We start from the raw sequence: 25,880 nt of genomic DNA on the forward strand, positions 1-25,880 counted from the left end.
TCCCTCTTCTCACGCGGCTCAACCACAACGCATCGACTCAGTTATCGGTCGACCGCTCTGTAACTTGTGGCTGTTTTGCTGCACCGTAATTGCACACGCAAAACCGATTGGCATCACACTGGCCGCACTGCGTATTTGTCGCTAATATCAGCAGTTTTCCTGCCGAACATAAATTTTTTTTCAGCGAAGAACTAATGACCATGGATGCTCTCCCCCTGTCTGCCGCCATTGCCTCTCTGCAACAACACAAGGACCAGCAGCGTTGGTCATTGCGCGACCTGTTTGCCACTGATGCAGAGCGGGCGCAAACCTTCTGCGCAGAAGCTGCGGGTATTTATCTGGACTACAGCAAGAACCTGCTGAGCACAGACACACTGCAACAGCTTCTGGACTACACAACTACCGCACAACTCAAAAACCGCATCGGCGCCCTGTTCGCCGGCACCAACATCAACAACACAGAACACCGCCCGGCCCTGCACACCGCCCTGCGCTTTCAGGGCGAGCCCAAGTCCGAGCATGAGCAGGCAGTGGCCGACTGCCGCGCGCAGATGGCCCAGTTCGTCGAACAGATTCACAGCGGCACCTGGACCGGCTTTAGCGGCAAGCGTATCCGCCATGTGGTCAATATTGGTATCGGCGGTTCCGACTTGGGGCCGCGCATGGTGTGGGAAGCACTGCGCCCCTGGCACAACCCCGAGCTGACGGTGCACTTTGTGGCGAACATCGACGGCGCCGACCTAAGCGACACCATCGCTCCCCTGCCCGCAGACGAGACGCTGTTTATCGTCGCCTCTAAGTCCTTCTCCACCCTCGAAACCCGCCAGAACGCACTTTCAGCACGCCAGTGGGTGCTCGACGCCGGGTGTGCAGAGTCCGATCTGGAAAAACACTTTGTCGCGGTGAGCAGCAATATCGTCGCGGCCCAGGACTTCGGCATCGCCGCACAGAATATTTTCCCCATGTGGGACTGGGTGGGTGGCCGCTACTCACTCTGGTCCGCCATCGGATTGCCTGTCGCCCTGGCCTGCGGGTTTGAGGTGTACAGCGAGCTGTTGGAAGGTGCCAACGCCATGGACCGTCACTTCGCGGAGGCGCAGTTCGCGCAGAATCTGCCGGTGCTGATGGCGCTGATTCATTTCTGGTACCGCCAGTGCTGGGGGGCCAGCAGCCTCGCGGTTCTCCCCTATGCCCAGCGCCTGGCCAAGTTTCCGGCGTGGCTGCAGCAATTGGATATGGAGAGCCTGGGCAAAAGCGTGACCCGCGGTGGCGAGCACTTGCCCTATCCGAGCGGCGCGGTGATCTGGGGTGCCGAGGGCAGTAACGGCCAGCACTCTTTCCACCAGTTGCTGCACCAGGGCACGGATATGATTCCAGCGGACTTTATTGCCATCAAGGAACCGACGTCTGAACTGAAAGAACAGCACCAGTGGCTGTTGTCCTGCTGCCTGAGCCAGAGCCAGGCACTACTCAAGGGTAAGTCCCTGGCGGAGGCCCGCAAGGAGCTGGAGGCCTCGGGCCATACCCACAAAGAGGTGCATCAACTGGCCCCCCACAAGGTGGTGCCGGGCAACCGCCCGAGCAATACCCTGGTGGTGGAAAAGCTGGATCCGTTCCACCTGGGTAGCCTGCTGGCGCTCTACGAGCACAAGGTGTTTACCTTTGGCTGTCTGTTAGACATCAATCCGTTTGATCAGTGGGGCGTGGAATTAGGCAAGGTGCTGGGCAATGGTGTGCACGCGGCCATTGATGGGGATATCCCAGAGGATTGGGATGGCTCTACGGCCCATCTACTGAAGCTGCTTCTCAAGTAACGCGTAGTTTGGTGGTAATCACTTAGGCGACCCTGTGGCGGCAAAGCACTGGGTATCTGTTTTCAAAACCGCTGTGAATACATCCCTGTACGCTGCGTCGGCAACATCCCTGTTGCCGACGCTTTTGAAAACAGATACCCAGCACTTTGCCTTCGCATCTCACTACGTGCTCCACCCCAAAAGACGTTACCCCTCAGTTTGAGCTAGGCCACACACTTCGAATTTAAGGTGGAGTGCCGGGTGCGGGTTTTCAGGAGCGCCCAGGGATGGGTTCACAGCGGTCCTGAAAACCCGCACCCGGTGCTCCGCCGCCACTTAACTAGCTAGTGGGACCACCACGCTTCGCCCCTTGATCAATTAACGGCTTAATCAAATCCATCGGCAGTGGGAACACAATCGTAGAGTTCTGCTCCCCAGCAATATCAATTAGAGTTTGCATGTATCGCAGCGTAATAGCGTTCGAGTTCTTGGAAAGCTGATCCGCCGCCTCAGTGAGCTTCCGTGCCGCCTGCGCCTCACCCTCGGCATGAATCACCTTCGCCCGCCGTGAACGCTCCGCTTCCGCCTGCTGGGCGATTGCACGGATCATGCTCTCATCCAGATCAATGTGCTTAATTTCCACATTGGTGACCTTTACGCCCCAGGCATCGGTCTGCTCATCGAGGATTTTCTGAATATCCACATTGAGCTTGTCGCGTTCGGATAGCATCTCATCCAACTCGTGCTTACCCAACACAGAGCGCATCGTGGTCTGGGATAACTGGCTTACCGCCTCGTGGTAGTTTTCCACATTGATGATTGCCGACTGTGGATCGATTACCCGGTAGTACACCACCGCATTCACTTTGACCGACACATTATCCCGGCTGATCACATCCTGAGTGGGCACATCCATCACTACCACACGCAGGTCCACCCGCTCCATCGTCTGGAGCACCGGAATGATAATGATCAGCCCCGGTCCCTTTACCGCCTGGAAACGCCCGAGAAAGAACACCACCGCACGCTCGTACTCCCGCAGGATGCGGATCGCGTACATGACTATCAGCACAACCGCCAGAATCAACAGGCTGGCAAAATAACTGATCATAAGAATGCTCCTTTTTCGCCTTGTAAATGGCTATTCCGGTTGAACCCGAAGGTTCAATCCATGCTCCGCGGTGACCGTCACCAGCTGCCCTTCGGTCAATAGATTGTCACAGTGGGCCCGCCAGATTTCGCCGTCGATTTTTACCAATAACTCCGGTTCCACTTCGATCACCACCGCGGTTCGCCCCACCATGGCCTTGTTCGCGGCCACCTTGGGCTTCCGCAGACTATGACCCACGGCGTACAGTAAACCCAGAAGCCCCAATCCACTGACCGCAGCAATGGAGCCGATCAATGCCTTGGAAACCTGCATGCCCGGCACATCGCTGTCGATCAGCATGACCGAGCCAATCACCAGGGCAACAACCCCACCAATACCCAGTGCGCCAAAGCTCGGTACAAACAGCTCCGCCGCGATCAACAGCGCACCCACGATAATCAGCGCCAACCCTACGTAGTTGATCGGTAGGACCTGTAACGCATAAAACGCCAGTAACAAACAGATCACACCGACAACGCCGGGTACGATGGCGCCGGGGCTGTAGCCTTCAAAAATAAGACCGTAAATTCCGATCAACAGGAGGATATAGGCGATCTGTGGGTTGGTTATCAATGACAAAAGCTCATTGCGCCAATCGGGCTCGTAAGCGACTACCGGTAGCTCATTGATCGTGCTGGCGATCTGTTGCTTGCTGCCATTCAATAGGATTTCACGATTGGGCAGTTGTTTAATCAACCGTTGCTGGTTTTCGGCCACCACATCGATGACGTTGTCCGCCAATGCCTCCTTGGCGGTCAGTGTTGCGGCATCGCGCACGGCTTTTTCCGCCCAGTCCGCATTGCGTCCGTGACGATGAGCCAGACCGCGGATATAGGCCACGGAGTCGTTAATAACTTTGCGCTCCATAGCGCTACCGGATTTTATCGCCCCCGTTTCCGCATCACTTTCATCGCTCCCGCCCGATTGTTTTTCATCGCTTTTATCATCCGCCGATTTGTCGGGCGATCTCTGCGGAGGCTCCTGCTGTCCGGGCATACCGCCAATCTGTACCGGTGTCGCCGCACCCAGGGTTGTCGACGGTGTCATCGCCGCCACATGACTGGCATAGAGAATATAGGTGCCGGCGCTGGCGGCCCGGGCACCGGCGGGCGTGACGTAAGTGACGTAGGGAACCTCAGAGGCAAGAATATGCTGAATAATATCCCGCGTGGCCGCATCCAGCCCGCCCGGGGTATCCATATTTACGATAAACAAGCGCGCTCCCGCTTCCCGGGCGCTCTCGCTGGTGCGAATCAGATAATCGGTGGTCGCAGGCCCGATCGGGCCATTGATGGAAAGCTGCGCGATATGGGGCTGATTCTGCACTTCCGACGGCGCTGAATCTTCCCCCTCCTGCTCCACTTGGGAAAAACCAGAATGGGAAAACACCTGCGCCAGAATCAGCAGCAGGCAGGCGGTTACTACTTTCGAACACCACTGTTGCATAAGTGTTATCCCGGGTGCGAAAGAACAGGAAACACAAGCGTAACAGAATTGAGGAAGAAGACAGGGAAAGGCGCGCCGGTTGCAAATAAGCGACTATTCAGAACCAGCGTGCCGCGCTCTAAGATGTGGGCACTTAATTTGCTGCCAAGTACCGCCTGGCAAACTTGGAATCCATTTTTTCCAGGTCCACCACCACCAGGCCATCCACCGAGTCGCAGAAATCCGGGTCAATATTGAACGCATGAAAACTGGTACCGCCGGGGCTGGTCACCGCGGTGTATTTCTTGAAAAGTGGCGGTAGAACAACGCCCTCCTCTTTCAGAATCTGCTTCAGCTGCAGCATGTCCTCATTGGCATCACCGTTGAGCTCCGGTAGGTCCGCTCGGGCTTCGACAAACGGCAAACGCGCGTTACCCATGGGCTGCTGGGTTGCGAAGTGGTGCAGAAAATAACGCACGATGGCAGACTTGGCTCGGCGGGAGAAATTACCGGGCATGGAAACCGGGCCAAACAGGTAGCGGCGGTCATTGCGCAGTATCCACTGGCCGATACCACACCACAACAGATCCAGGCCACGGCTGCGCCAATACTCCGGCAGCAGGAAGCTGCGCCCCAGCTCCGCCGATGCCGGCAGGCACTCTTCCGGCGAACGGGAATAGTTGAACAGGGTGGTGCTGTATATCTTGTCTGCGGTGAGACCATCGGTACTTACCAGGCGATAAGCGCCGGCTATTTGCTGGCGCTCTTTGTCCCAAAGCAACAGGTGATCGTACCAGGCGTCAAACGCATCCCAGTCGCGGCTGTTGCCGGTACCCTCGCCCACCGCGCGGAAGGCGATCTCCCGTAGACGGGACAGCTCCCGCATCACCGGGCAATCCGGACGCTGGCGGTAGAGTTTTACCTCAAACTCACTCTGTGCCACCAGCGTCTCACAGTCGCCCAGTACCGCCGCCACTTCGGGAGCGGCTTCCGCTCCGGCGATTGGCTCCGGCGCCAATCCCTGGGGGTTTTTGTGCAGGCGGTAGACCTGTTTTTTCCACAGCTTGGCCTGTGCGCGGGGCGCCATAGGCCAGTCTCGATAGTGCTCCGGGGTTACCGGTGTGCCAATGCGGATATCAATCCCTTTGCTGACCTGCTTGAACATTTCGCGAATCAGCCACAGCGTCGACAGGGGCTTGTTCACCATCGACAGACCATACCACCACAGGGAATTTCGCCCGCGTACCTGTACCGGCAGAATTGGCGCACCGGTCTTGTCCGCAAAGCGGATAAACCCGGGGTTCCAGCGGCCATCCCGCACACCCTGAGGAGTCAGCCGCGACACCTCTCCTGCTGGGAATACGATGATCACTCCGCCGGCGCGCAGATGGCTGTAAATACCTTCAACGTCTTCACGGCGGGTGCGACCGTTAAAGTTATCCACCGGCAGTAGATAGCCACGCAGGGGTTCAATATTCCACAGCAACTGGCTGGCCACTGCTTTCACATCTTTGCGTACCCGCGCCACCATATCGATCAGCGCGAGCCCATCGAGACTGCCCAGTGGGTGGTTGGACACTATCACCAACGGGCCAGACGTGGGTATCCGCTCCAGTTCCGCCAGATTGACGTCGTAATGGAAATCAAAGGAGCGGAATACCTGTCGGATAAAATCCAGGCCACCAAGATGCGGGAAGTTCTTGCCGAATTGCTGCAACTGCTGCTCACAACAGATTTTCTTTACCGTGGCAGATACCAGGCGGCGTGCTGGACTCTTCGGCGCAGCACTATACCAAGGGTTTTTTTGCAACAGGTTTTCTAGCTGAATCATGCGGCTACCGCCTCTGTCATGATGCGCGCAATCTTCGGCGTCCGGTGCCAGTGCAGTACGCTTAGGGCGCCACTTTTTTCTTCCACAATGGCGGTCATGGAGTCGACCCAGTCTCCGCAGTTGGCATAAGTTACCGCGCTGTCTTTCGCAGCGCTGTGACGAATACCCGCACGATGGATGTGCCCACAGATAACGCCGTCGAAACCGCGACGACCGGTTTCGCGAATGGCCACCTCCTCAAATTTGTTCATCATCCGTCGAGCCGCATTCACACGATTTTTTACGTGATTGGCCAGAGACCACCAGGGCTTATCGAACCGGCTGCGCCAGTAATTGATCCAGCGGTTGATCCGCAACATCAGGTAGTAGCTCTGGTCACCGATGTGGTAGCTGACAGGATTGATTTCGATGTGGTGTTCAAACTGATCGCCGTGGGTCACCCAGTAGCGCTTGCCATCCGCACTGGTATGTGTCCACTCGCGTTCAACCCGGATATTGCCAAGACGCTTGCCAGCCCAGCTGCGCATGGGCGCATCGTGGTTACCGGGGACATAGATGATTTCCGGCACACGGGTACTGAGGTCTGAGAGCATCTCCAGCAACATACTGGAAGCCTTGCACCAGCTGCCCTTCCCCTGGGACATGGCCTTCATATCGAAAATATCGCCCACCAGGTACACGGTATCTGCGGTGTTCTGGGCCAGGAAATCCGCCAGCCTCTGTGGCTCGCTATCCCGGCTGCCCAGGTGAACGTCAGAAATCCACAGTGCGCGATATCGATTACTCATTGGCAAGTTCCATCCAGATTCCATCAAGGGTTTGGACCACATCAGATGGGATAAAACTTTGCTTGAGTTTTCTTACAAACCGGCGGCTGTTTCTTGAAGCTTCTATTGCAAACCGGCCACAAGGAGGAAAATAGTGACGAAAAGTGATTTTTTGGGGAATAACAGTATGGTTTCCACCATCAGTTGCGCACCCGCTGAATGGTTTCCAGCCGCGATACACTGCCCAGATAATCCTGCCAACTGGCCTCCAGTTCGGCGGTCTGGTAGCGCTGGTACTTCTCCCGGTCCAGCCAGTAAACGCGGGTGCGGGCCCGCCGCAGGTCGATCAGTGGCAGTTGATCGATCGCCGCCGATCCCCGCTTGAAGACCGAACCGGCGCGAGAATTCTGAATCATATCGCTGACAATAGTGAGATGGACGTTCTCAGCGGCCGGGTCCAGATGATTGAGCGCCACCACATCGGATAGCGCCTCGTAGATGGGAGAGACCGGTTGCTCGCCACCGGATACCGCGCGGCCGATAGCGTGATCCAGGGGCTGCTCAAAGCGCTGTTTATACAATGCCTGCACAAACTGCTGGTTCGCCGTCAGCGCACTGACGTCTTCCCCGGAGTGCGGCTTGCACAGATTGATTACCGGCTCCGACAACCCGTTGTAATGATCGTCCAGCACGAATATGGAAAAACGATCATTGACCGCCGCCGACTCCAGCAAGCCCGACAAATGTGTTTTGAGGAAGTGGGTCTGGTGCGCCGAAAGCGTGTCGGAAGCGTCGATAACCACAAGGTGCTGGGCAAAGCGCGGAAGGTGCGGATTGCACAGGGTGACCTTATCGAAATCCCGCGCTGGCGAGCGCACCACCTGCAGCGCAAACACCACCAGCGCTGCCAGGATCAGCGCTCCCAAGGCAAAAATCAGCGTGCCTCTTTTGTCTTCCCTGGACAATCGTCGCCAGGGGCGAGCCCGGCTGAGCGAACGACCGGGTGAGCGACAAGAGCGGCGACGGTGAAAGCCTCCCATCACGCTCTCCGCAAACCGTTGTCCAGTTCCAGTTTATCCACCAGCGCCCCCAGGGACGCCTGAATGGCCTCACAACGACAATTAACCACATCCACCGCATCGCAATAGCTCTGGTCAAGCTCTTCCATGACCGCCTCAAAGGTAATGAGGTCACGCTTATGCTGTTCCAGCCCTGTGGTATTCAGCTGCGGCAGCTTGTCCAATTCGAAGCGCAACAGCTCGCCAAAGTAGGCAGAGCGCCGGTTCATCATGCGAGCAGAGTAGGATTGATAGTACCGCACCAACTCATCCAGAAGCCCCTGTGCCTTTACGATGTCTTCGTGATAGTGGCGATGAATTTCTTCGCTACGCTCGATACTGGCCTTGAACTGGATAAACTGGGCGCGAATGGTTTTTTCCGTATCGGAGATGGTTTCCTGAATGTCCTCCGCCATCTCGTTCACACTTTCAATGGCGTCTTCATGGGCCTCGCGCCACGCCTGCTGTTGCTGCTTTACCCGTCGGGTGATTGCGGTGTAACCAGGGTAGCGGTCATCCACCACAAAGAATTTTGCTGTCAATAGAATCACCGCGATGCCACTGACCACCACCATAATCCAGGAATTGAAATCCTGAATGCCCAGCGGTTGCGCCAGTAAAGTGGTCATCGCCATCTGGGAGGCCGCAAACGGATTGGTCTCCAGCGCCTCGCGGTAATGCCCCACACTGAGCACAAAGATCGCGGCGGCAAACAGTACGCCCACAAACAGTGTGCCGGCACAGAACTTTCTTGCCGGGTTATGGTGAAAACAGTGACGCAGAGAAAACGCAAGGAACACGGCAAAACCGAGATTGATCATGGAGATGATAAATGCCTGGAAGAAGCCACCTACCAGACCAAGCTCACTACCCTTAGACAGAAAAAACGCGTTCAGTACCGTTTCCATGATGACGATAAAAAAGATCACCGAGAGGTGCAGAATCCTGGATTCACGGTATACCGCCTCTCGGGTAAGCCCATTGCGCTGGCGGAACATTTCCAGATCCATACGCTGCGCGGAATACTCCTGCGCGCGCTGCTTGAGTCCGCTCACCAGATTTGCCAGGCGCCCGGCAACGGTTTTCTCCACCAGCGATTCGGTATTTTTCAATTCCTGATGCAGTTGCCGGATATCCACTGCGCTGCGATCGGCCAGTTCCCTGTCCAGCTCGCGCTGACGATTTGCGTGTACCCTGCCGATAATCTCCCGCACCACATAAGAGCGCATGCTCTCTTCGCTTTCGGTATGGTTGCGTCGATCAACTTCAGGGATACCCGCTTTCACGTCGCGCTCCACGCGCTGTTCGATTTTGAGGGCGGTGATGGCGGCTTTGGTGGCCGGAATAGAGGTCATGCTGTCACCTAAAAACTTCCACTACATTTTAGGTTTTCGGGAGGAGTCACTCCCTTTTTCAGCATAGCTGGCAGTGTTTCGCCGACACCGTCGATGCGACAAATGGCCCTTAAAAAGAAATTGTCACGCCAGAATTTCCCCACCTTGGCGCGCCTCTCTACCCACGGGCCGCCATTTCCCTTTTTGCCGCGGCGCGCGGACCATAAACTCCGAACATAAAAAAACGGGCCAATTGGCCCGTTTTCACATTCTCGATTGATTCCACTCAGTCGGAATCTGTCGGGTGTCGCATGGGTGCCGGAAACGGGAACTGTGCCACCTTGTCGCCCTTCACCTCGTGCACCTTGCCTACGCCCTCTTTCTCCACCTCGTCGATACGCACAATGCTGTGCATGGGGATATAGGAACGCTTCACTGATGAAAACTCGGTCTTCAGCTTTTCTTCACTGGGATCCACCACCAGCTGGGACTTCTCCCCAAAAACGAACTCTTCCACTTCGATAAAGCCGTACATCTCACTCTGGTAGATGGCACGCGCGTAGAGCTCGAACACCTGGTTCTGATTGTGGAAAATGACTTTGTAGATTGGGTTTGCCATAGATCGCTCAATGAGGGGGCGGAAATGTACAAGGGAAATTGCGAAAGCCCCGTGAATTCTAGTGTGCGGGTGGCCTCAGCCACGAAAAGCGCGGAAGGGTACCACTGGATCCAACCCCCGTCTATGCAGCCCCAAACGCGGCCGGTATAATGCCCCACCTTTTGAACTGACCAGTTTTTAACCAGGCCCAACATGTCTATTGAGATGTCCCCCGAGAAGTCCTCCGAACCGACCGAAAAACCGGTGAAGAAGCTCTTTATCAAGACCCACGGCTGCCAGATGAATGAGTACGATTCTGCGCGCATGCGGGACCTGCTGGGCGAATCCCACCAGATGGTGCCCACCGACGACCCGGAAGACGCGGACGTGCTGCTGGTAAATACTTGTTCTATCCGAGAGAAGGCACAGGAAAAATTGTTCCACCAACTGGGCCGCTGGAAGCACCTGAAAGAAAAGAATCCGGACCTGGTGATCGGGGTTGGCGGCTGTGTGGCAAGCCAGGAGGGGGAGGCCATTGCCAAGCGCGCCCCTTATGTAGACCTGGTATTCGGTCCGCAGACCCTGCACCGACTGCCGGAGATGATGGAAACCAAGAAACAGCAGAGCGGTGCCATCGTTGTCGACGTGTCTTTCCCGGAAATCGAAAAATTCGACCGCCTGCCGCAGCCGGAAGCGGACGGGGTAAGCGCCTTCGTTTCAATCATGGAAGGCTGCTCCAAGTACTGCACCTTCTGCGTGGTGCCCTACACCCGTGGTGAGGAAGTGAGCCGTCCGGTAGCGGACGTGCTGGCAGAAGTGGCGCACCTGGCAGACCAGGGGGTCCGTGAGGTAAACCTGCTGGGCCAGAACGTAAACGCTTACCGCGCGCCCGGCGAAGACGGCCAGATCGTGGATTTTGCCGAGCTGATCACCTACGTTGCCGCCATCGACGGCATCGACCGCATCCGCTACACCACCTCGCACCCGGTGGAGTTTTCCGATGCGCTGATCGATGTGTACGCGGAAGTACCGGAGCTGGTAAACCACCTGCACCTGCCGGTTCAGAGCGGTTCCGACCGCATCCTGATGGCGATGAAGCGCGGCCACACGGCGCTCGAGTACAAGTCCAAGATTCGCCGCCTGAAGGCGATCCGCCCGGATATCTGCCTGTCGTCCGATTTCATTATCGGCTTCCCCGGTGAGACCGAGCGCGACTTCGAGGCCACCATGAAGCTGATTCAGGATGTGGGTTTCGATATTTCCTTCAGCTTCATTTACTCCGCCCGCCCGGGTACCCCGGCGGCGGATCTGCCGGACGACACCCCGGAAGAGGTGAAGAAACAGCGTCTGCAACTGCTGCAACACCGTATCAACCAGCAGGCCCGGGAAATCGCGCGTCGCATGGTGGGGAACGTGGAGCGCGTTCTGGTCAGCGGCGTCTCCAAGAAAGACCCGGGCCAGTTGCAGGGCCGGACCGAAAACAACCGCGTGGTCAATTTCCGCTGTGACCAGCTGGAGCTGATCGGCAAGTTTGCCGATGTGCTGATTGAAGAAGCACTGCCGAACTCCCTGCGCGGAACTCTGGTGGCTTCTGAGCTGGATGGGCCGCTGAGCTGATTTAACCTTCGGGGCAACCGATTAGTAGGCCCCGAGGCGGCCCTGCTGTCGGGATTCGTTTCCGGGACACGCTACAAGCACATCCATGTGCGCTCGGACACGGCCATCCATGGCCGCGTACGGTCCCGGAAACGAATCCCGACATCAGCGCCTTAGCTTTTGACAACTGTGATTTTCGACCTGTTCAGGGGCGAAAATACTGGGAACTCGGGGTTAAGGCGCCGATACCGATAGCCCTTTGTGAGACCTTCCGCGAGAGGGACCTCGCGGAAGAGCCCCCAGGGATGGGTTCACGGCGTGTCTCACAAAGGGCTATCGGTAGCGGGGCCGCCACACCACCACCTACGAAGCACCACAGCCCACTACGAAGTACCGAATTCCCGAAGCGACCTCAAACCTTCATACTCCCCTGTTATAAGCCACCGGACCGGTTAGAACCCATTCGTCACAAACCGGCCTTTCCCATATTGGCGAAATGGGTATAACCTACAGACTGAACCATCAGACAAAAGGTGCATGGAAACCAATTTGGATACACAAGCCCTCGCTCACAGCATCACTCTCGAGCCTAACGACGCTCGCCGCCTGGCCAACCTCTGTGGCCAATTCGATCAACACCTACGCCAGATAGAACAGCGACTGGATATCGAAATCCGCAATCGCGGTAATCAGTTTGCTTTTTATGGAGACGCCAAGTCCGCCCGCGCCGCCGGTGAGATCCTCAACAACCTGTACCAGGAAGCCGGAGCCAATGACGAAGTGACCCCGGAGCAGATCCATCTTGCTCTGCAGGAGTCCGGCGTCGAAGAGCTGACCAATGGGAAACAGCAGATCCAGGAAGGTGAGGACGACCAGGTTGTACTGATCCGCACCAAAAAGTGTTCCGTACGCCCGCGCGGAATCAACCAGCGCAAATATGTACGCGCGGTTCAGACCAACGATATCAACTTCGGTATTGGCCCCGCCGGTACCGGTAAAACCTATCTGGCGGTGGCCTGCGCCGTAGAAGCTTTGCTCAAGGACTCCGTGGAGCGCATCCTGCTGGTTCGCCCGGCGGTGGAAGCCGGCGAGAAACTGGGCTTTCTGCCCGGTGACCTGAGCCAGAAGGTCGACCCCTACCTGCGCCCCCTGTACGACGCCCTGTATGAAATGCTCGGCTTCGAGACTGTGGGCAAGCTGATCGAGCGCAATGTGATCGAGGTGGCCCCGCTGGCCTATATGCGCGGCCGCACCCTGAACAACGCGTTTGTGATTCTCGACGAGAGCCAGAACACCACCCGCGAGCAGATGAAGATGTTCCTGACCCGGATCGGCTTCGGATCCACCGCGGTGATTACCGGTGACCCCAGCCAGATCGACCTGCCCCGCGGCCAGGCCTCCGGCCTCAAACACGCGATTGAAGTGCTGAGCAACGTCAACGGCATCAGCTTCACCCACTTCGGCGCCAAAGACGTGGTGCGCCACCCGTTAGTGCAACGGATCGTGGAGGCCTACGGCGAACACGAGGCGGAAGTGGAAGCGCAGCAGGAAGCCGAGCGCGCGGCGCGCAAGGCCGCCGCACTGCAAGCCGCCGGCCGCGCTGGAGAAGATGCGGCCTGAGGCCGCGCCCATGAACGCCAATCTTTCCGAGAGCCAGTCGCGCTCGCCCGCTGACGTCCACCTGGATGTGCAGCGGGCCACCTCCTGCTCCCCACTCCCCTCTGATGCTGATCTTGCCCTGTGGGCGACGGCGGCGGTGGGCGAGCATCGCCCCGAAGCCGAGATCTCCCTGCGCATCGTCGACGAGGACGAGAGCCAGGCCCTGAACGGCCAGTATCGCGGCAAAGACAAACCCACCAATGTCCTTTCTTTCCCTGCGGACATCCCGCCGGAGCTGGGTCTGCCCCTGCTCGGCGACCTGGTGATCTGTGCGCAGGTAGTGGCGCGGGAAGCGGAACAGCAGCACAAAGCCCTGTCCGCACACTGGGCACACATGGTGGTCCATGGCACACTGCATCTTCTGGGTTACGACCATATCGAGGACGATGAGGCCGAGATCATGGAAAATCTGGAAACCCGGATACTGGGCAGCCTGGGAATCAAAGACCCTTATTTGCCCGCAGAAGAATCGACTGACGCGCCGGCGCACGATGCGCGGGCCGAATAAATGAACAACGGAACCGACGAGTAACGCGGAGTATGGCCACATCCATGACCACCGACGAACCCCCAAGTAGCTCCTCTTCCAACCGCCCCCGATCGGGGGAGAAAAACTGGTTGGAGAAAATACTGGGTGCCTTCTCACAAGAACCCAAATCCCGCGATGAACTGCTGGACATCATCAAGGACGCCGCCGAAAACAAGGTGGTCGATGCCGAAGCCCTGTCTATCATCGAGGGCGCGCTGGATGTATCCAGCCAACAGGTGCGGGAGATCATGATTCCGCGCTCGCAGATGGTGGTGGTCAGCATCGAGGACTGCCCCAAAGACTTCCTCCCCAAAATCATCGAATCCGGCCACTCCCGTTTCCCGGTGGTGGGCGAGAGCATCGACGATATCCGCGGAATCCTGCTGGCCAAAGACCTACTGCCGCTGGTGTTAAAAGGCGTGGACGATTTCCGCCTGGAAGAACATATCCGCCCCGCCAACATCATTCCCGAAAGCAAACGCCTGAATATCCTGCTGCGGGAGTTCCGCGAGAACCGCTATCACATGGCTGTCGTAATCGACGAGTATGGTGGTGTCTCGGGCGTGGTGACCATTGAAGATATTCTCGAAGAAATCGTCGGCGAGATCGAAGACGAGACCGACGAGGAAGAAGCGGATAGCTTTATCCGCAAAGTGAGCGACAACGACTTTGTGGTGAAAGCGCTCACCCCCATCGAGGATTTCAACGAATACTTCGAGGTCGAATTCAGCGATGAAGAGTTCGACACCATCGGCGGTCTGATCATGCAGTCCTTCGGCCACCTGCCGGGGCGCGATGAAATGACCAAACTCGGGGAATTCAAATTCCGCGTCCTCTACGCCGACAACCGGCAGATTCACCTGCTGCGCGTTAGTCGGTTCGACAGGCCCGCAGAAGAAGATGGTTGATGCGTAATTCTCTGCTCTTCTCGAGGGCTTTGCCCTCAATGGCCGCCCTGATCGCGGGCGGCCTGCTTACGCTTTCCTTTGCGCCTTACAACCTCTGGTGGTGCAGCCTGCTTTCCATCGGCCTGTTTGCCTGGTTGCTGGCTCCCGGAAAACAGGCACCGACACTTGGCGGCAGACAGACCTTTTGGCGGGCACTGTGTTACGGCTTTGGCCTGTTCGCCACCGGCGGCTCCTGGGTGTATGTCTCCATCACCGACTTCGGTAACTCATCTCCACTGCTCGGGGTGATTCTTACCGGTGCCTTTGTCGGTATTATGGCGGTGCTGTTTGCCCTGCCGTTTATTTTACTCGCGCGCTTCCGCGCAAACCCGGTTTCCTTTGCCCTCGCCTTTGCCGCACTCTGGTTTATCAGCGAGTGGTTCCGCACCTGGATGTTTACCGGCTTTCCCTGGCTGTTTGCCGGTTACGGACATATCCACACCTGGCTCGCCGGTTGGGCGCCGGTTCTGAGTGTGTACGGTATCGGCCTGTTGCTGGCGTTTACCTGTGCGGTATTCGCGCTGCTCGCACGCCGAGCGTTCGGCGCGAACCCGTGGAAATCTCCTGCAGTAATAGCTCTCGGAGTGACTGCAACCCTGATCTGGCCCGCTGGCCTGTTGCTCAAGAACTCCGAATGGACAACGCCCGGCGAAGACTCTCGCACCGTTGGGCTTGTTCAGGCCAATATTCCACAGGACAAAAAGTGGAAGCCGGAATTTCGCGGTGAGACGATTCGACGTTACCAGGCCGCGACAGAAACCCTGCACCAACAGGGCGTAGATCTGGTGATCTGGCCGGAAGCGGCACTGCCGCTGCTGTACCATCATGCACCCAATCTGATGGAAGCATTACAGGGCAATGCACGGGACGCCGAAACCGATCTGATCACAGGCATCCTCTACGACACCGAGAGGGACTACCGCCGTGTAGTGCACAACTCGGCAGCCGTGTTCGGCAGTGAGCAGCAGCTTTACCACAAACGCCACCTTGTACCATTTGGTGAATATGTACCGCTGGAAGACTGGATTCGCGGCACCATCGAATTTTTTAATCTGCCAACGTCGTTTATCCGCCCCGGCCCCGAAGGCCAGGCACCGCTGAACGCGGGCGGGCTCAGCTGGGCACCGCTGATCTGCTACGAAATCGTTTACCCACAACTGGTATCCCAAAGCAGTGGTGACGCGCAGGTTCTACTCACTCTGAGCAATGATGCCTGGTTCGGAAAATCTATCGGCCCCCTGCAACATATGCAGATGGCGCAGATGCGCGCACTGGAGACCCGCCGCTACCTGGTACGCGGTACCAATACCGGTGTCACTGCCATCGTCGCCCCCGACGGCAGCATCACCGAGCAATTACCACAGTTTGAACAGGCCACTCTTATCGGCGAGGTACAGGCTCGCAGCGGTCTCACACCCTTTATGGTGCTAGGCGTTTGGGGCCTACTGACGCTGTCCGCGCTGATGCTATTGGCCGCGGCACTGCTGCAACGCCGTTCGGTAGCGCCCACTGAGGACGTCGCCACAGACGGTGAAGGCACGCTTAGCGGCGCGCCTGACTGACCTATTCACACCGCTCTACCGATTCGCCGGCGGCAAATGCGCCCGTTTGCCGCCGGGTTTCTCCTCTGAACCCAATATTCCCCGGGAATCCGCGGCAAGCGACCTTGCGACTGCTATTATCGTGAGATATTTACCGGGTATCACGCCCGCTGGCCTGGCATATTGCCGGCGCCCTCCCGTCCGCCTCAGGCACACGAAATGCCACCGGCGTAAACGGATACGAAAAAATTTGCACTTTTTAACTGCACAGATCTTTTCCCGGCGCGGCAACCTCTAGCTGGCGCTGGCAGACATAGTGCGGCATGGATGCCAGATTTATGCATTGCTTGATTACCGGCGGCACCGGCCTGATCGGCCGCCAATTCTGCGCGAAATGGCTGGAGCGAGGCCACCAACTCACCGTTCTCAGTCGCACCCCGGCCAAGGTACACCGCCAGTGCGGAGAGGCGGCGCATGCGGTGCGCGAACTACAGCAGATACAGAACCCGGTGGATCTCGTGGTGAATCTGGCGGGTGAGCCCATTTCCAAGCGCTGGAGCGAAGCCCGTAAACAGGAAATCCGCCGCTCCCGCCTCGACACCACCGCCGAGCTGGTGCGCTGGATTCTTTCTCAACCACGCCGGCCCAGGTATGTGCTCTCCGGCTCCGCGGTGGGCTATTACGGTGACCGGGGTGGCGATCTGCTCAAGGAAAACAGTGGTCCGGGAGGTGGCTTCGCCGCTGAGCTCTGCCGCGACTGGGAGGCGGCCACAGATCCACTACAGCAGGCCGGTATCTGTGTGGGCACCATGCGCACCGCCATCGTACTGTCGACCGAGGGGGGCGCTCTGAAACAGATGTTGCCCGCATTCAAAGCCGGTCTCGGCGGCCCCATGAGTTGCGGCGAGCAGTGGATGAGCTGGATTCACGAGGCGGATATCATCGGCCTGATGCTTCACGCCATCGACCGTCAATTGTGTGTACCCTTCAACGCCTGTGCACCGGAGCCGGTCACCAACAACAGCTTCTCGCGATTACTGGCAAAACAGTTACATCGACCATGTCTGATGCGCACACCCGCCTGGATGTTGAAAATCCTGTTTGGAGAAATGGCCGAGGAGTTGTTACTGGCAAGCCAGCGCATGGAGCCGCGCACCGCACTGGATAGCGGCTACAGCTTCCAGTATCCCACTCTGGAAAAAGCCCTGGAAGACCTGCTGGCCCCAGCGGGGAGTAATGGCAGTGCCCAGGCTTCATCGCGAGGGCATTGATTGGGGTCTAGATTCGGGGTGTAGAAAATTACTTACGCCGCGGCGTTACTTTGCACCAGAACTTCGTCGAGGTAGCTGCGCGCAGACTCAGACGTCACCGGATCGGCCTTGCACTCCATTGGTGCAGAACCCACCCACTGGGCGTGCCAGCGAAACCAGCTGTGGGCGTCTGCGCTGCCGGTAGCACCCTCTCCGCCCGCCTTTTCCCGACGCAACTCCACAAAATCGGTGTGTTCGGGGTCCAACTTGAACTCGCGCACAATTTGGCCAACAAACGTTTCGAAATTTTTACTGAGTTTGGCACCACTGTCCGCGCCTGCGGACAACATCACCAGTTGCCGACTGCCCCGGCGAGCCATTTTGAAACCCACCCACACCGGGCGATTCAGTCGATTGTGCAACTGAATAGGGGAAAATGACGCAGGAAATTCTGACATCAATCCGTACCTCAATCTTTTTTGTTGTTATTCGCTGGGTAGCCTGAACAGCCACTGCCCGATTCCCGCGCGGGGTATCCTCGGGGACAGTGGCGAAGGCAGCCATATTAGTTTTATCTGAAACTACCGGCAACCTCACCAGCGATCCAAAACTCGCAGTTCCTTTCCAGTCAACCCGTCAGGGTCATACCACTCAATTCAACACTGTCTGCGCGCAGGCAGCGACCGCCAGCGATACCACTGCAGCCCCAGTAATTCACGCCAGTACACCTGGCTGCGCACCAATGCTGCAGCACTGGGCAACCAGCGCAGCAAACCGCTCTCGCCCCTGGGCAGCAACTCTGCGGGGCTCCCTACGGCCAGTGGCTGCACCTGCAGCCCGGCGCGTGCAAAGGTTTCTGCAGCGCGGGGCATATGCCACCAGTGAGTCACCAGAAGTACGCTTTCGACTCCCGAATCGTGAAGAAGTGCCGCCGAATTAGAAGCATTCTCCGCCGTGTTGCGACTGCAATTCTCGCGCCAGGTAACACTGCGATCGAACAACGTTTCCAATGCAGCGGCCATCAGATCTGATTCCGGCAGGGTTTCTTCATCAAACACACGCCCACCAGTTACCAGGATCGGTAGCTTGGTTGGAGCCTCCGCCACCGCCCGGGTAACCCGCTCAAGGCTCGCCGCGGACAGGCGCTCGTCCCCGCTTTCCCAATCCCGGTATCGCCCTCCACCAAGAATGACCACGGCCGCAGGCTCCATTTCCGGTACCTCCGGCATTTGCTTGACCAATCGTTCGCCAAGCCAGCCGGAGAAGGCCGGCGTCGCGCATATCCACAGCGAGATAAAGCACAGGATAGCCAGAGGGAATGACAGCTTGGCAACCGGGGAAGAGGATGGGAAAAACCAGAAAGCCAGGGCCAGCAACATCCCGGCCAGGGGCGCGAATGGCGGCATTACCAGAGTCGTGAGTGCAGTCTGCAGTTCCATATTGGGTTCGCCTGCGATCCGTTTCAGGGAAAAGATATACGCTATGGGCTCGAGATAGACCCCGCTGCGGGTGCAGATTCGCTTGCCGCAGAGCTATGGGTGATTTGCCCCATCGACAATTTGCCGGAAACAGCCATAGCCACAGCGGTGGCATGGGGTCACCTCGGTACCGGTGTCCGGTAGTGCCCGGTAACCACAGGCCAGGCACTGGAGCTCCTCGCCCTCGCCAACGTTTTCTCCGGCCAGCGCCCAGGGCTCACCGCGCTTGATACAACCCATTACCGCTGGCCATACGGTCTTGGTGGGGTCAGCGGCATCCAGCAGCCAATCTCCCACTCGCTCCTCCTGGGTCAGCAGTTCCCCTCCCAGGTCCTGCAGATAGTGCTCCGCGCGGTGGACGTCATCTTTGATCCAGGCATTGAGGAAAGCCGCCTTACGCGCGGTGAACTTCTCCACGTCCAGCTCTTCACCCACCAGCTTTTCCAGCTCGCGCCTGGTTTCGGTGGAGAGCTTGCCATCCTCCCCCGGCAGATCGGGATTCGCGACTTTGCGGGCCTGTTTAGGTTTCTTACTCACCCTATCCCTCCTATAATTCGCCGTTTTCCGGCAGAACCGCGCAGGCGGTTGCCGGTCCGAATATCCCAATAGATCGAGTCACAGAGTATAGGTTCCCCACCGATGGAAGAGCAGTACAACCCCTCCGCAGTCGAAGCCGCCGCCCAGGAGCATTGGGCCGAGCAGAAAAGCTTCGAGGTAAAGGAAGACCCCAGCCGCGACAAGTTCTACTGCCTATCCATGTTCCCCTATCCCAGCGGCAAGCTGCATATGGGGCACGTGCGCAACTACACCATCACCGACGTGATCTCGCGCTACCAGCGTATGCAGGGCAAAAACGTGCTGCACCCTATGGGTTGGGACGCCTTCGGTCTGCCGGCGGAAAATGCCGCCATCCAGAACAAGACCGCGCCCGCCAAGTGGACCTACTCCAATATCGACTATATGAAAGGCCAGCTGAAGTCTCTGGGCTTCGGCTTTGACTGGTCCCGTGAACTGGCCACCTGTCAGCCCAGCTATTACAAGTGGGAGCAGTGGTTCTTCACCCGCCTGTACAAGAAAGGCCTGGTGTACAAAAAGATGGCCACGGTGAACTGGGACCCGGTAGACCAGACCGTACTGGCCAACGAACAGGTGGAAGACGGCCGCGGCTGGCGCTCCGGTGCCCTGGTCGAACGCCGGGAAATCCCCCAGTGGTTTATCAAGATCACTGATTACGCCGAAGAACTGCTCAAGGATCTGGACCAGCTGCCGGACTGGCCGGAACAGGTGCGCACCATGCAGCGCAACTGGATCGGCAAATCCAAAGGGGTCGAGCTGGCCTTCGCCCTGCCGAAAACCATTGCCGGTGTCGACCACTTCGACGTCTACACCACCCGCCCGGACACCCTCATGGGCGTCACCTACGTATCCCTGGCGGCGGAGCATCCGATCGCCCAGGAGCTGGCGGAATCGAATCCGGAGCTCAAGGCGTTTATCGCCGAGTGCAAAAAACAGTCCCTGTCCGAGGCCGATATGGCCACCATGGACAAAAAAGGCATGGATACCGGCCTCAAGGCCATCCACCCGCTTACCGGCGAAGAAGTGCCCGTGTGGGTCGCCAACTACGTGCTGATGGATTACGGCTCCGGCGCCGTGATGGCGGTACCCGCCCACGACCAGCGCGACTGGGAATTTGCCAAAAAATACGACCTGCCGATCAAGCAGGTGATCGCCCCCACCGGCGATGAATCCATCGATCTGGAGAAAGAAGCCTTCACCGAAAAAGGCGTGCTGGTGAATTCCGGTGGTTTCGACGGCCTCGACTTCGACGCCGCCTTCAATGCCATCGCCGACGGTTTAGAGGCCGCCGGCAAAGGCCGCGTCACCACCAATTACCGCCTGCGCGACTGGGGTGTATCACGCCAGCGCTACTGGGGCGCCCCCATCCCCATGTTCAACCTGGCAGACGGCGGCGAAATTCCGGTACCGGCGGAAAAACTGCCGATCCTGCTGCCGGAAGACGTCACCCTGGACGGCACCACCTCCCCGATCAAGGCGGACCCCGAGTGGCGCAAAGACGAACACAACGGCGAAGCGGTCGAGCGTGAGACCGACACCTTCGACACCTTCATGGAGTCCAGCTGGTACTACGCCCGCTACACCTGCCCCGACTTCGAAGAAGGCATGCTCGACCCGGACCGCGCCAACTACTGGCTGCCGGTGGACCAGTACGTGGGCGGCATCGAACACGCCATCCTGCACCTGCTGTACGCGCGCTTCTTCCACAAACTGATGCGCGACGAAGGCCTGGTAAAAAGCGACGAGCCCTTCAAGCGCCTGCTGTGCCAGGGCATGGTACTGGCCGAATCCTTCTACAAAGAAGACAACGGCCACAAAACCTGGATCTCTCCTGCAGACGTCGACGTAGAGCGCGACGACAAGGGCAAGCCGATCAAAGCCATCGAGCGCGCCACCGGTGAAGAAGTCATCGCCGGCGGCGTAGTGAAAATGTCCAAGTCCAAGAACAACGGCATCGACCCCCACGCTGCGGTTGAGGAATACGGTGCCGACACCGTACGCCTGTTCACCATGTTCGCCGCCCCCCCCGAGCAAACCCTCGAATGGCACGACTCCGGCGTAGAAGGCGCCAGCCGCTTCCTGCGCAAACTGTGGAAAACCGTCCACGGCCATATCGAAGCCGGCGACGGCAGTGCGGCGATTGATACCAACGCGCTGTCCGACAAGCAACAACAGCTGCGCCGCAAAACCCACGAGACCATCCAGAAAGTCAGCGACGACTACGGCCGCCGCCAGACCTTCAACACCGCCGTTGCCGCGGTCATGGAACTGCTGAACGAAGTCACCAAAACCGCAGAGCGCGACTCCGCCAACGGCCTCGCCGTAGAACGCGAAGCCCTGCAGGCCGCCGTCATGCTCCTCGCCCCGGTCACCCCGCACATCAGCCACGAACTATGGAAAGCGCTGGGCAACAGCGGCGAACTGGTCGATGCTCCCTGGCCGAAAGTGGACGAGAAAGCCCTGGTCCGCTCCAGTATCACCCTGGTGGTACAGGTCAACGGCAAACTGCGCGCAAAACTCGAAGCACCCGCAGACGCCGACAAAGAAACCCTGGAAAAAATGGCGCTGGCAGACGAGAACGTACTGAAATTTACCGAAGGTAAAACCGTGCGCAAGGTGATTGTGGTACCAGGCAAGCTGGTCAACATCGTCGCCAACTAAATAGCCCGGATTGGTGGATGCGCTCCGCTTATCCACCCTACAAATTAAGGCCGCACCTCGACGTAGGGTGGATAAGCGCAGCGCATCCACCATTGCTCACGAAGTACAATGATCAGACGCGAAGGACGGGTGCCGGGTACAGGTTTTCAGGAGCGTCGCAAACGGGATGTTTGCGTCGCAGCGCCCAGGGATGGGTCTACCGCGGTCCTGAAAACCTGTACCCGGTGCCCGTCCGCCACAAGACAATAAACCACCGGACCGAGATGAAAAATACAGTGCTCCGCATAACCGCAATAATCCTGGCCATCGCAATCTCAGCCTGTGGCTGGCACCTCCGCGGCGCACCGAAAAACTTCCCCCCCGGAAGCAAGCTCTACATCACCACCGAAGACCCCAGAAGCGAACTCGCCGAAAGCATCACCCGCTTACTGCAAACCAGCGGCCTGCCTTTAGCAGAAGCCCCTAACGAAGCCGACTTCACCCTCACCATCCACAAAGAGATCGAACAGAAACGCACTGTCTCCGTGGATGCCCAGGGCCGCGCCTCCGAATACGAACTCATCACCAGCGCCGAGTACAGCGTGCGTGACAACACCGGCCGCGATCTCCTTACCATGGCCCGCGCCGACGTCTACCGCACCCTCGAATGGGACGACGCCGAAGTCGTCAGTAAAGGGGAAGAAGAGCGCCTGCAGCGGGAAGAAATGCGCCGCGAACTCATCGGGCGGATCATCGACCGCCTACGCCGTATCGAAATCAACACCCCCGTCCGCGACAGCCCGGCACTCCCCTGACATGCCACGTATCAACCCGCGTCAGCTCCCGCAGAACCTCCGCCAGGGGTTAGCCCCCATCTACGTCGTCACCGGCGACGAACCCCTGCTGGTACAGGAGTGCTGCGACAGCATCCGCGATACCGCGCGCAAACACGGCTTTAACGAGCGCGATCTGCTGCATGGCGAGCACAATTTCGACTGGGGCCAGCTGCTCTCCGCCGCCGGCAGCATGTCCCTGTTCGCCGATAAAAAAATCATCGAACTGCGCCTTCCCGGCGGCAAACCCGGCGACAAAGGCAGTAAAGCCCTGCAGGAATTCGCCAGCATGGCGAATGAGGAAACCCTGCTGTTATTAGTTCTGCCACGCCTAGACCGATCGCAGCTGAACAGCAAATGGGTAAAGGCGCTGGAGGCCAAGGGCGTACTGGTCCAGATCTGGCCGGTAGATGCCTCTGAAATGCCCCGCTGGATCCACCAGCGCCTGCGCGCAGCCAACCTCGACGCCGAACCGGAAGCCATCCAGATCCTGGCCGAGCGTGTGGAAGGCAACCTGCTCGCCGCCAGCCAGGAAATCGAAAAGCTGAAACTGCTGGCGCAGGACTCGGTGATCACCGCCGACACCATGAACAACGTCGTTGCCAGCTCCGCCCGCTACGACGTTTTCGGCCTCATCGACAAAGCACTGGCCGGTGATGCCGCCGGCGCGGTGCGCACACTTCAAGGCCTGCGCGCAGAAGGCGTAGAAGCCCCGGTAGTTCTCTGGGCCATCGCCCGGGAAATCCGCACGCTACTGGAAACCCAGCAGAAACTCGATCAGGGCCAGCCGATCAATCGACTGGTGCGAATCCAGAAACGCCAACCACTGGTCCAGGCCGCCTGCCAGCGCCTGCGCCCCCGCCATCTGGAAAACTTCCTGATGCGTGCTCGCGCTGTGGACAACGCGATCAAAGGCGGCAAAGAAATGGACCCCTGGGCAGGTCTGCTGGAGCTCACCCTAAATCTCTCTGGCAAACGCAGCATCTAATAATTCCTCCCTCGTAGAAGCCTGCGTGCAGGCAAACCGAACAATACTCCGGTCCGTTCGCCTGCAACCCGCCGCCTGCGCCTCTCACTTTGGCGCCGCAAGCCAAGTATTCCGGCATGTCCTGACATGCCTACCCCCTGTCAAGCCGCTAGGATATTCGTTAGCCACTCTCCAACGTCCACCGCTCCAGTCAGAGACCAGACATGACGAATAAAATAATGACGACCGACCTCGCCTCCACCCATCGGGTACGCAACCAGCCGGCGCCGCTACAGGGACACAATCTCTACGCCGGTGACATTGCGCTGATAGAGGCGGTGGCGCGCAACGGAGGACATTGGGGTGAAGCGGATCTGCAGCGGTACGGGGAGGTGTGTGGAAGACCGGAGTGGATCGAACGGGGTTTTCAGGCAAACCACCACAAACCGGAGTTTGAGCCCCACGATCGGGTGGGGAACCGTATCGACCAGGTGAACTACCACCCGGCCTACCATCAGCTGATGCAGCTGGCCAAAAGTGAGGCCCTGCACTCGTCGCCGTGGACGGAACCGAAGCCCGGCGCGCATGTAGTGCGTGCCGCCAAGTACTACCTGCACAGTCAGCTGGAGTCCGGCCACGGCTGCCCGATCACCATGACCTTTGCGGCGGTGCCCTCCATCAGCCTCGCTCCCGCACTGGCAAAAGAGTGGCTGCCAAAGATTACCGATCGCGATTACGATCCCAGCAATCGCCCCCACACCGAAAAGTCCGCACTCACCATAGGCATGGGGATGACAGAGAAACAGGGCGGGTCCGATGTGCGCGCCAACACCACCACCGCAACCCCGATTGGCGACGGCACCTACGAACTCCTCGGCCACAAATGGTTTACCTCCGCCCCCATGTGCGATGCCTTTCTGATGCTGGCGCAGACCGGCGCTGGGCTAAGCTGTTTTCTGGTTCCCCGCTGGCGCCCGGACGGAACCAAAAACCCGATTGAGGTACAGCGCCTGAAAAACAAGGCCGGCAACGTTTCCAATGCGTCGTCAGAAATCGAGCTTCGCGGCGCGCTCGGCTGGCTGGTGGGTGAGGAGGGCCGAGGTGTACCGGCCATTATCGAAATGGTCTCCACCACCCGTTTCGACTGCATGATCGGCTCCTCCGCTGGGCAGCGTCAGGCCACGCTACAGGCGATCTACCACGCGAGCCAACGCAGCGCCTTCGGCAAAACCCTGATCGAACAGCCACTGATGCAGAACGTCCTCGCAGATCTGCAACTGGAATTGGAGGGCTCCGTCGCCATGACCATGCGCATGGCGCAGGCCATGGATCATCCTGACGATGAGCAGCAGAAACTGCTGATGCGCCTCGGCACAGCGGTGGGAAAGTACTGGATCTGCAAGCGCACACCGCACCACGCTTACGAAGCCGCAGAGTGCCTCGGCGGTAATGGGGTGATCGAAAATTTCATTACCGCACGCTTGTACCGCGATGCCCCGATCAATGCGATCTGGGAAGGCTCGGGCAACATTCAGGCGCTGGACGTACTGCGTGCAGTAACCAAAACCCCCGCCGCATTGACCACCTGGATTGACGAGCTTGAAAAAAGCAAAGGCTGTGACCTGCGCTTTGACCGCGCGCTGACACGTTTACAAAGCCAGTTCGCGGACCTCGATCAGATGGAATACCGCGCGCGACATCTGGTAGATCAACTGGCTCTGACCATACAGAGCCACTTGCTGATACAAGCCGGGAACACCGCTGTGGCCGAGGGATTTATCGCTTCCAGGCTCGGCGCGCAGGGGGCACACAACACAGGTACCCTGCCGGTGGGCATCGATGTGAAAGCAGTAATCGAGCGCGGCAATCCACTGGTCGTGTGACACTCGCCTGTAGCAGCCTGCAAAG

Annotated in this window: 21 protein-coding genes; 11 read left to right on the top strand and 10 right to left on the bottom strand. The window is 58.4% G+C overall.

Annotated elements, in window-relative coordinates; all coding sequences use genetic code 11:
• The first annotated feature begins 200 nt into the window (after nt 1-200).
• Nucleotides 201-1,814 (top strand): glucose-6-phosphate isomerase, encoded by a 1,614-nt coding sequence (gene pgi / locus AU11_RS06285; RefSeq protein WP_043318355.1) that lies wholly within the window; start codon nt 201-203, stop codon nt 1,812-1,814.
• Nucleotides 1,815-2,133: 319 nt separating this feature from the next.
• Here the strand turns inward: pgi and AU11_RS06290 are convergent, their stop codons facing one another.
• The 7 genes from AU11_RS06290 to AU11_RS06320 form a co-directional block, all read right to left on the bottom strand.
• A complete protein-coding gene (locus AU11_RS06290) occupies nt 2,134-2,904 on the bottom strand; it encodes a slipin family protein (RefSeq protein WP_081847965.1) in 771 nt (256 codons plus the stop codon).
• 30 nt (nt 2,905-2,934) lie between these two features.
• A complete protein-coding gene (locus AU11_RS06295; protein WP_043317264.1) occupies nt 2,935-4,389 on the bottom strand; it encodes a nodulation protein NfeD in 1,455 nt (484 codons plus the stop codon).
• Nucleotides 4,390-4,522: 133 nt separating this feature from the next.
• A complete protein-coding gene (locus AU11_RS06300) occupies nt 4,523-6,199 on the bottom strand; it encodes a lysophospholipid acyltransferase family protein (protein WP_043317266.1) in 1,677 nt (558 codons plus the stop codon).
• Nucleotides 6,196-6,987 carry a UDP-2,3-diacylglucosamine diphosphatase gene (locus AU11_RS06305; RefSeq protein WP_043317269.1) on the bottom strand — a complete coding sequence of 264 codons (792 nt, stop codon included), beginning with the start codon at nt 6,985-6,987 and terminating at the stop codon, nt 6,196-6,198. Before AU11_RS06305 ends, AU11_RS06300 begins: the two co-directional genes overlap by 4 nt.
• A 179-nt stretch (nt 6,988-7,166) precedes the next feature.
• Nucleotides 7,167-7,892: a hypothetical protein gene (locus AU11_RS06310; RefSeq protein WP_043317271.1), complete on the bottom strand. Its 726-nt coding sequence runs from the start codon at nt 7,890-7,892 to the stop codon at nt 7,167-7,169.
• A gap of 113 nt (nt 7,893-8,005) precedes the next feature.
• Complete coding sequence (locus tag AU11_RS06315; protein ID WP_043317273.1) at nt 8,006-9,379, bottom strand: hypothetical protein; 1,374 nt, start codon at nt 9,377-9,379, stop codon at nt 8,006-8,008.
• Between the two features lie 265 nt (nt 9,380-9,644).
• Complete coding sequence (locus AU11_RS06320; RefSeq protein WP_197023776.1) at nt 9,645-9,977, bottom strand: DUF1820 family protein; 333 nt, start codon at nt 9,975-9,977, stop codon at nt 9,645-9,647.
• A 192-nt stretch (nt 9,978-10,169) separates the two neighbouring features.
• On the opposite strand from AU11_RS06320, the gene miaB reads away from it, so the two are divergent.
• The 6 genes from miaB to AU11_RS06350 all read left to right on the top strand — a co-directional run bounded on the left by miaB (nt 10,170) and on the right by AU11_RS06350 (nt 17,499).
• Nucleotides 10,170-11,573 carry a tRNA (N6-isopentenyl adenosine(37)-C2)-methylthiotransferase MiaB gene (gene miaB, locus AU11_RS06325; RefSeq protein ID WP_231491619.1) on the top strand — a complete coding sequence of 468 codons (1,404 nt, stop codon included), beginning with the start codon at nt 10,170-10,172 and terminating at the stop codon, nt 11,571-11,573.
• Nucleotides 11,574-12,089: 516 nt separating this feature from the next.
• Nucleotides 12,090-13,172: a PhoH family protein gene (locus tag AU11_RS06330; RefSeq protein WP_051687003.1), complete on the top strand. Its 1,083-nt coding sequence runs from the start codon at nt 12,090-12,092 to the stop codon at nt 13,170-13,172.
• A 10-nt stretch (nt 13,173-13,182) separates the two neighbouring features.
• Nucleotides 13,183-13,719: an rRNA maturation RNase YbeY gene (gene ybeY / locus AU11_RS06335; protein ID WP_051687083.1), complete on the top strand. Its 537-nt coding sequence runs from the start codon at nt 13,183-13,185 to the stop codon at nt 13,717-13,719.
• A gap of 32 nt (nt 13,720-13,751) precedes the next feature.
• Nucleotides 13,752-14,648, top strand: coding sequence for an HlyC/CorC family transporter (locus AU11_RS06340; protein ID WP_231491628.1), 897 nt, complete (start codon nt 13,752-13,754; stop codon nt 14,646-14,648).
• Entirely contained in the window at nt 14,648-16,249 is a 1,602-nt protein-coding gene (gene lnt / locus AU11_RS06345) for an apolipoprotein N-acyltransferase (protein ID WP_043317275.1), read from the top strand. The genes AU11_RS06340 and lnt overlap by 1 nt, the downstream gene beginning before the upstream one ends.
• Before the next feature lie 317 nt (nt 16,250-16,566).
• Nucleotides 16,567-17,499 carry a TIGR01777 family oxidoreductase gene (locus AU11_RS06350; RefSeq protein WP_043318366.1) on the top strand — a complete coding sequence of 311 codons (933 nt, stop codon included), beginning with the start codon at nt 16,567-16,569 and terminating at the stop codon, nt 17,497-17,499.
• A gap of 32 nt (nt 17,500-17,531) precedes the next feature.
• Here AU11_RS06350 and AU11_RS06355 read toward each other — a convergent pair whose 3' ends face one another.
• The 3 genes from AU11_RS06355 to AU11_RS06365 form a co-directional block, all read right to left on the bottom strand.
• Nucleotides 17,532-17,936 (bottom strand): hypothetical protein, encoded by a 405-nt coding sequence (locus AU11_RS06355; RefSeq protein ID WP_043317277.1) that lies wholly within the window; start codon nt 17,934-17,936, stop codon nt 17,532-17,534.
• Between the two features lie 198 nt (nt 17,937-18,134).
• Entirely contained in the window at nt 18,135-18,917 is a 783-nt protein-coding gene (locus AU11_RS06360) for a YdcF family protein (protein WP_043317279.1), read from the bottom strand.
• 93 nt (nt 18,918-19,010) lie between these two features.
• Entirely contained in the window at nt 19,011-19,493 is a 483-nt protein-coding gene (locus AU11_RS06365; RefSeq protein ID WP_043317281.1) for a hypothetical protein, read from the bottom strand.
• Nucleotides 19,494-19,595: 102 nt separating this feature from the next.
• On the opposite strand from AU11_RS06365, the gene leuS reads away from it, so the two are divergent.
• From leuS to AU11_RS06385, 4 genes are all read left to right on the top strand, one after another.
• Nucleotides 19,596-22,193, top strand: coding sequence for a leucine--tRNA ligase (gene leuS, locus AU11_RS06370; RefSeq protein WP_043317283.1), 2,598 nt, complete (start codon nt 19,596-19,598; stop codon nt 22,191-22,193).
• 275 nt (nt 22,194-22,468) lie between these two features.
• On the top strand, nt 22,469-22,987 hold the full coding sequence (lptE, locus tag AU11_RS06375) for an LPS assembly lipoprotein LptE (RefSeq protein ID WP_231491630.1): 519 nt from the start codon (nt 22,469-22,471) through the stop codon (nt 22,985-22,987).
• Nucleotide 22,988: 1 nt separating this feature from the next.
• On the top strand, nt 22,989-23,993 hold the full coding sequence (gene holA, locus AU11_RS06380; protein WP_043317286.1) for a DNA polymerase III subunit delta: 1,005 nt from the start codon (nt 22,989-22,991) through the stop codon (nt 23,991-23,993).
• Between the two features lie 203 nt (nt 23,994-24,196).
• Nucleotides 24,197-25,855, top strand: coding sequence for an acyl-CoA dehydrogenase family protein (locus AU11_RS06385; protein ID WP_043317288.1), 1,659 nt, complete (start codon nt 24,197-24,199; stop codon nt 25,853-25,855).
• Nucleotides 25,856-25,880 lie beyond the last annotated feature (25 nt).

The organism is Microbulbifer sp. HZ11, assembly GCF_000708675.1.
Lineage (GTDB): Bacteria > Pseudomonadota > Gammaproteobacteria > Pseudomonadales > Cellvibrionaceae > Microbulbifer.

Excerpts from the sequence above, each read along its gene's own strand:
- AU11_RS06300 (WP_043317266.1), bottom strand. The coding sequence starts at position 6,199 with ATGATTCAGCTAGAAAACCTGTTGCAAAAAAACCCTTGGTATAGTGCT.
- AU11_RS06305 (WP_043317269.1), bottom strand. The coding sequence starts at position 6,987 with ATGAGTAATCGATATCGCGCACTGTGGATTTCTGACGTTCACCTGGGC.
- AU11_RS06350 (WP_043318366.1), top strand. The coding sequence starts at position 16,567 with ATGCATTGCTTGATTACCGGCGGCACCGGCCTGATCGGCCGCCAATTC.
- AU11_RS06320 (WP_197023776.1), bottom strand. The coding sequence starts at position 9,977 with ATGGCAAACCCAATCTACAAAGTCATTTTCCACAATCAGAACCAGGTG.
- AU11_RS06385 (WP_043317288.1), top strand. The coding sequence starts at position 24,197 with ATGACGAATAAAATAATGACGACCGACCTCGCCTCCACCCATCGGGTA.
- lnt (WP_043317275.1), top strand. The coding sequence starts at position 14,648 with ATGCGTAATTCTCTGCTCTTCTCGAGGGCTTTGCCCTCAATGGCCGCC.
- AU11_RS06315 (WP_043317273.1), bottom strand. The coding sequence starts at position 9,379 with ATGACCTCTATTCCGGCCACCAAAGCCGCCATCACCGCCCTCAAAATC.
- holA (WP_043317286.1), top strand. The coding sequence starts at position 22,989 with ATGCCACGTATCAACCCGCGTCAGCTCCCGCAGAACCTCCGCCAGGGG.
- miaB (WP_231491619.1), top strand. The coding sequence starts at position 10,170 with ATGTCTATTGAGATGTCCCCCGAGAAGTCCTCCGAACCGACCGAAAAA.
- AU11_RS06290 (WP_081847965.1), bottom strand. The coding sequence starts at position 2,904 with ATGATCAGTTATTTTGCCAGCCTGTTGATTCTGGCGGTTGTGCTGATA.
- leuS (WP_043317283.1), top strand. The coding sequence starts at position 19,596 with ATGGAAGAGCAGTACAACCCCTCCGCAGTCGAAGCCGCCGCCCAGGAG.
- AU11_RS06340 (WP_231491628.1), top strand. The coding sequence starts at position 13,752 with ATGGCCACATCCATGACCACCGACGAACCCCCAAGTAGCTCCTCTTCC.
- AU11_RS06330 (WP_051687003.1), top strand. The coding sequence starts at position 12,090 with ATGGAAACCAATTTGGATACACAAGCCCTCGCTCACAGCATCACTCTC.
- pgi (WP_043318355.1), top strand. The coding sequence starts at position 201 with ATGGATGCTCTCCCCCTGTCTGCCGCCATTGCCTCTCTGCAACAACAC.
- ybeY (WP_051687083.1), top strand. The coding sequence starts at position 13,183 with ATGAACGCCAATCTTTCCGAGAGCCAGTCGCGCTCGCCCGCTGACGTC.
- AU11_RS06360 (WP_043317279.1), bottom strand. The coding sequence starts at position 18,917 with ATGGAACTGCAGACTGCACTCACGACTCTGGTAATGCCGCCATTCGCG.
- AU11_RS06295 (WP_043317264.1), bottom strand. The coding sequence starts at position 4,389 with ATGCAACAGTGGTGTTCGAAAGTAGTAACCGCCTGCCTGCTGCTGATT.
- AU11_RS06355 (WP_043317277.1), bottom strand. The coding sequence starts at position 17,936 with ATGTCAGAATTTCCTGCGTCATTTTCCCCTATTCAGTTGCACAATCGA.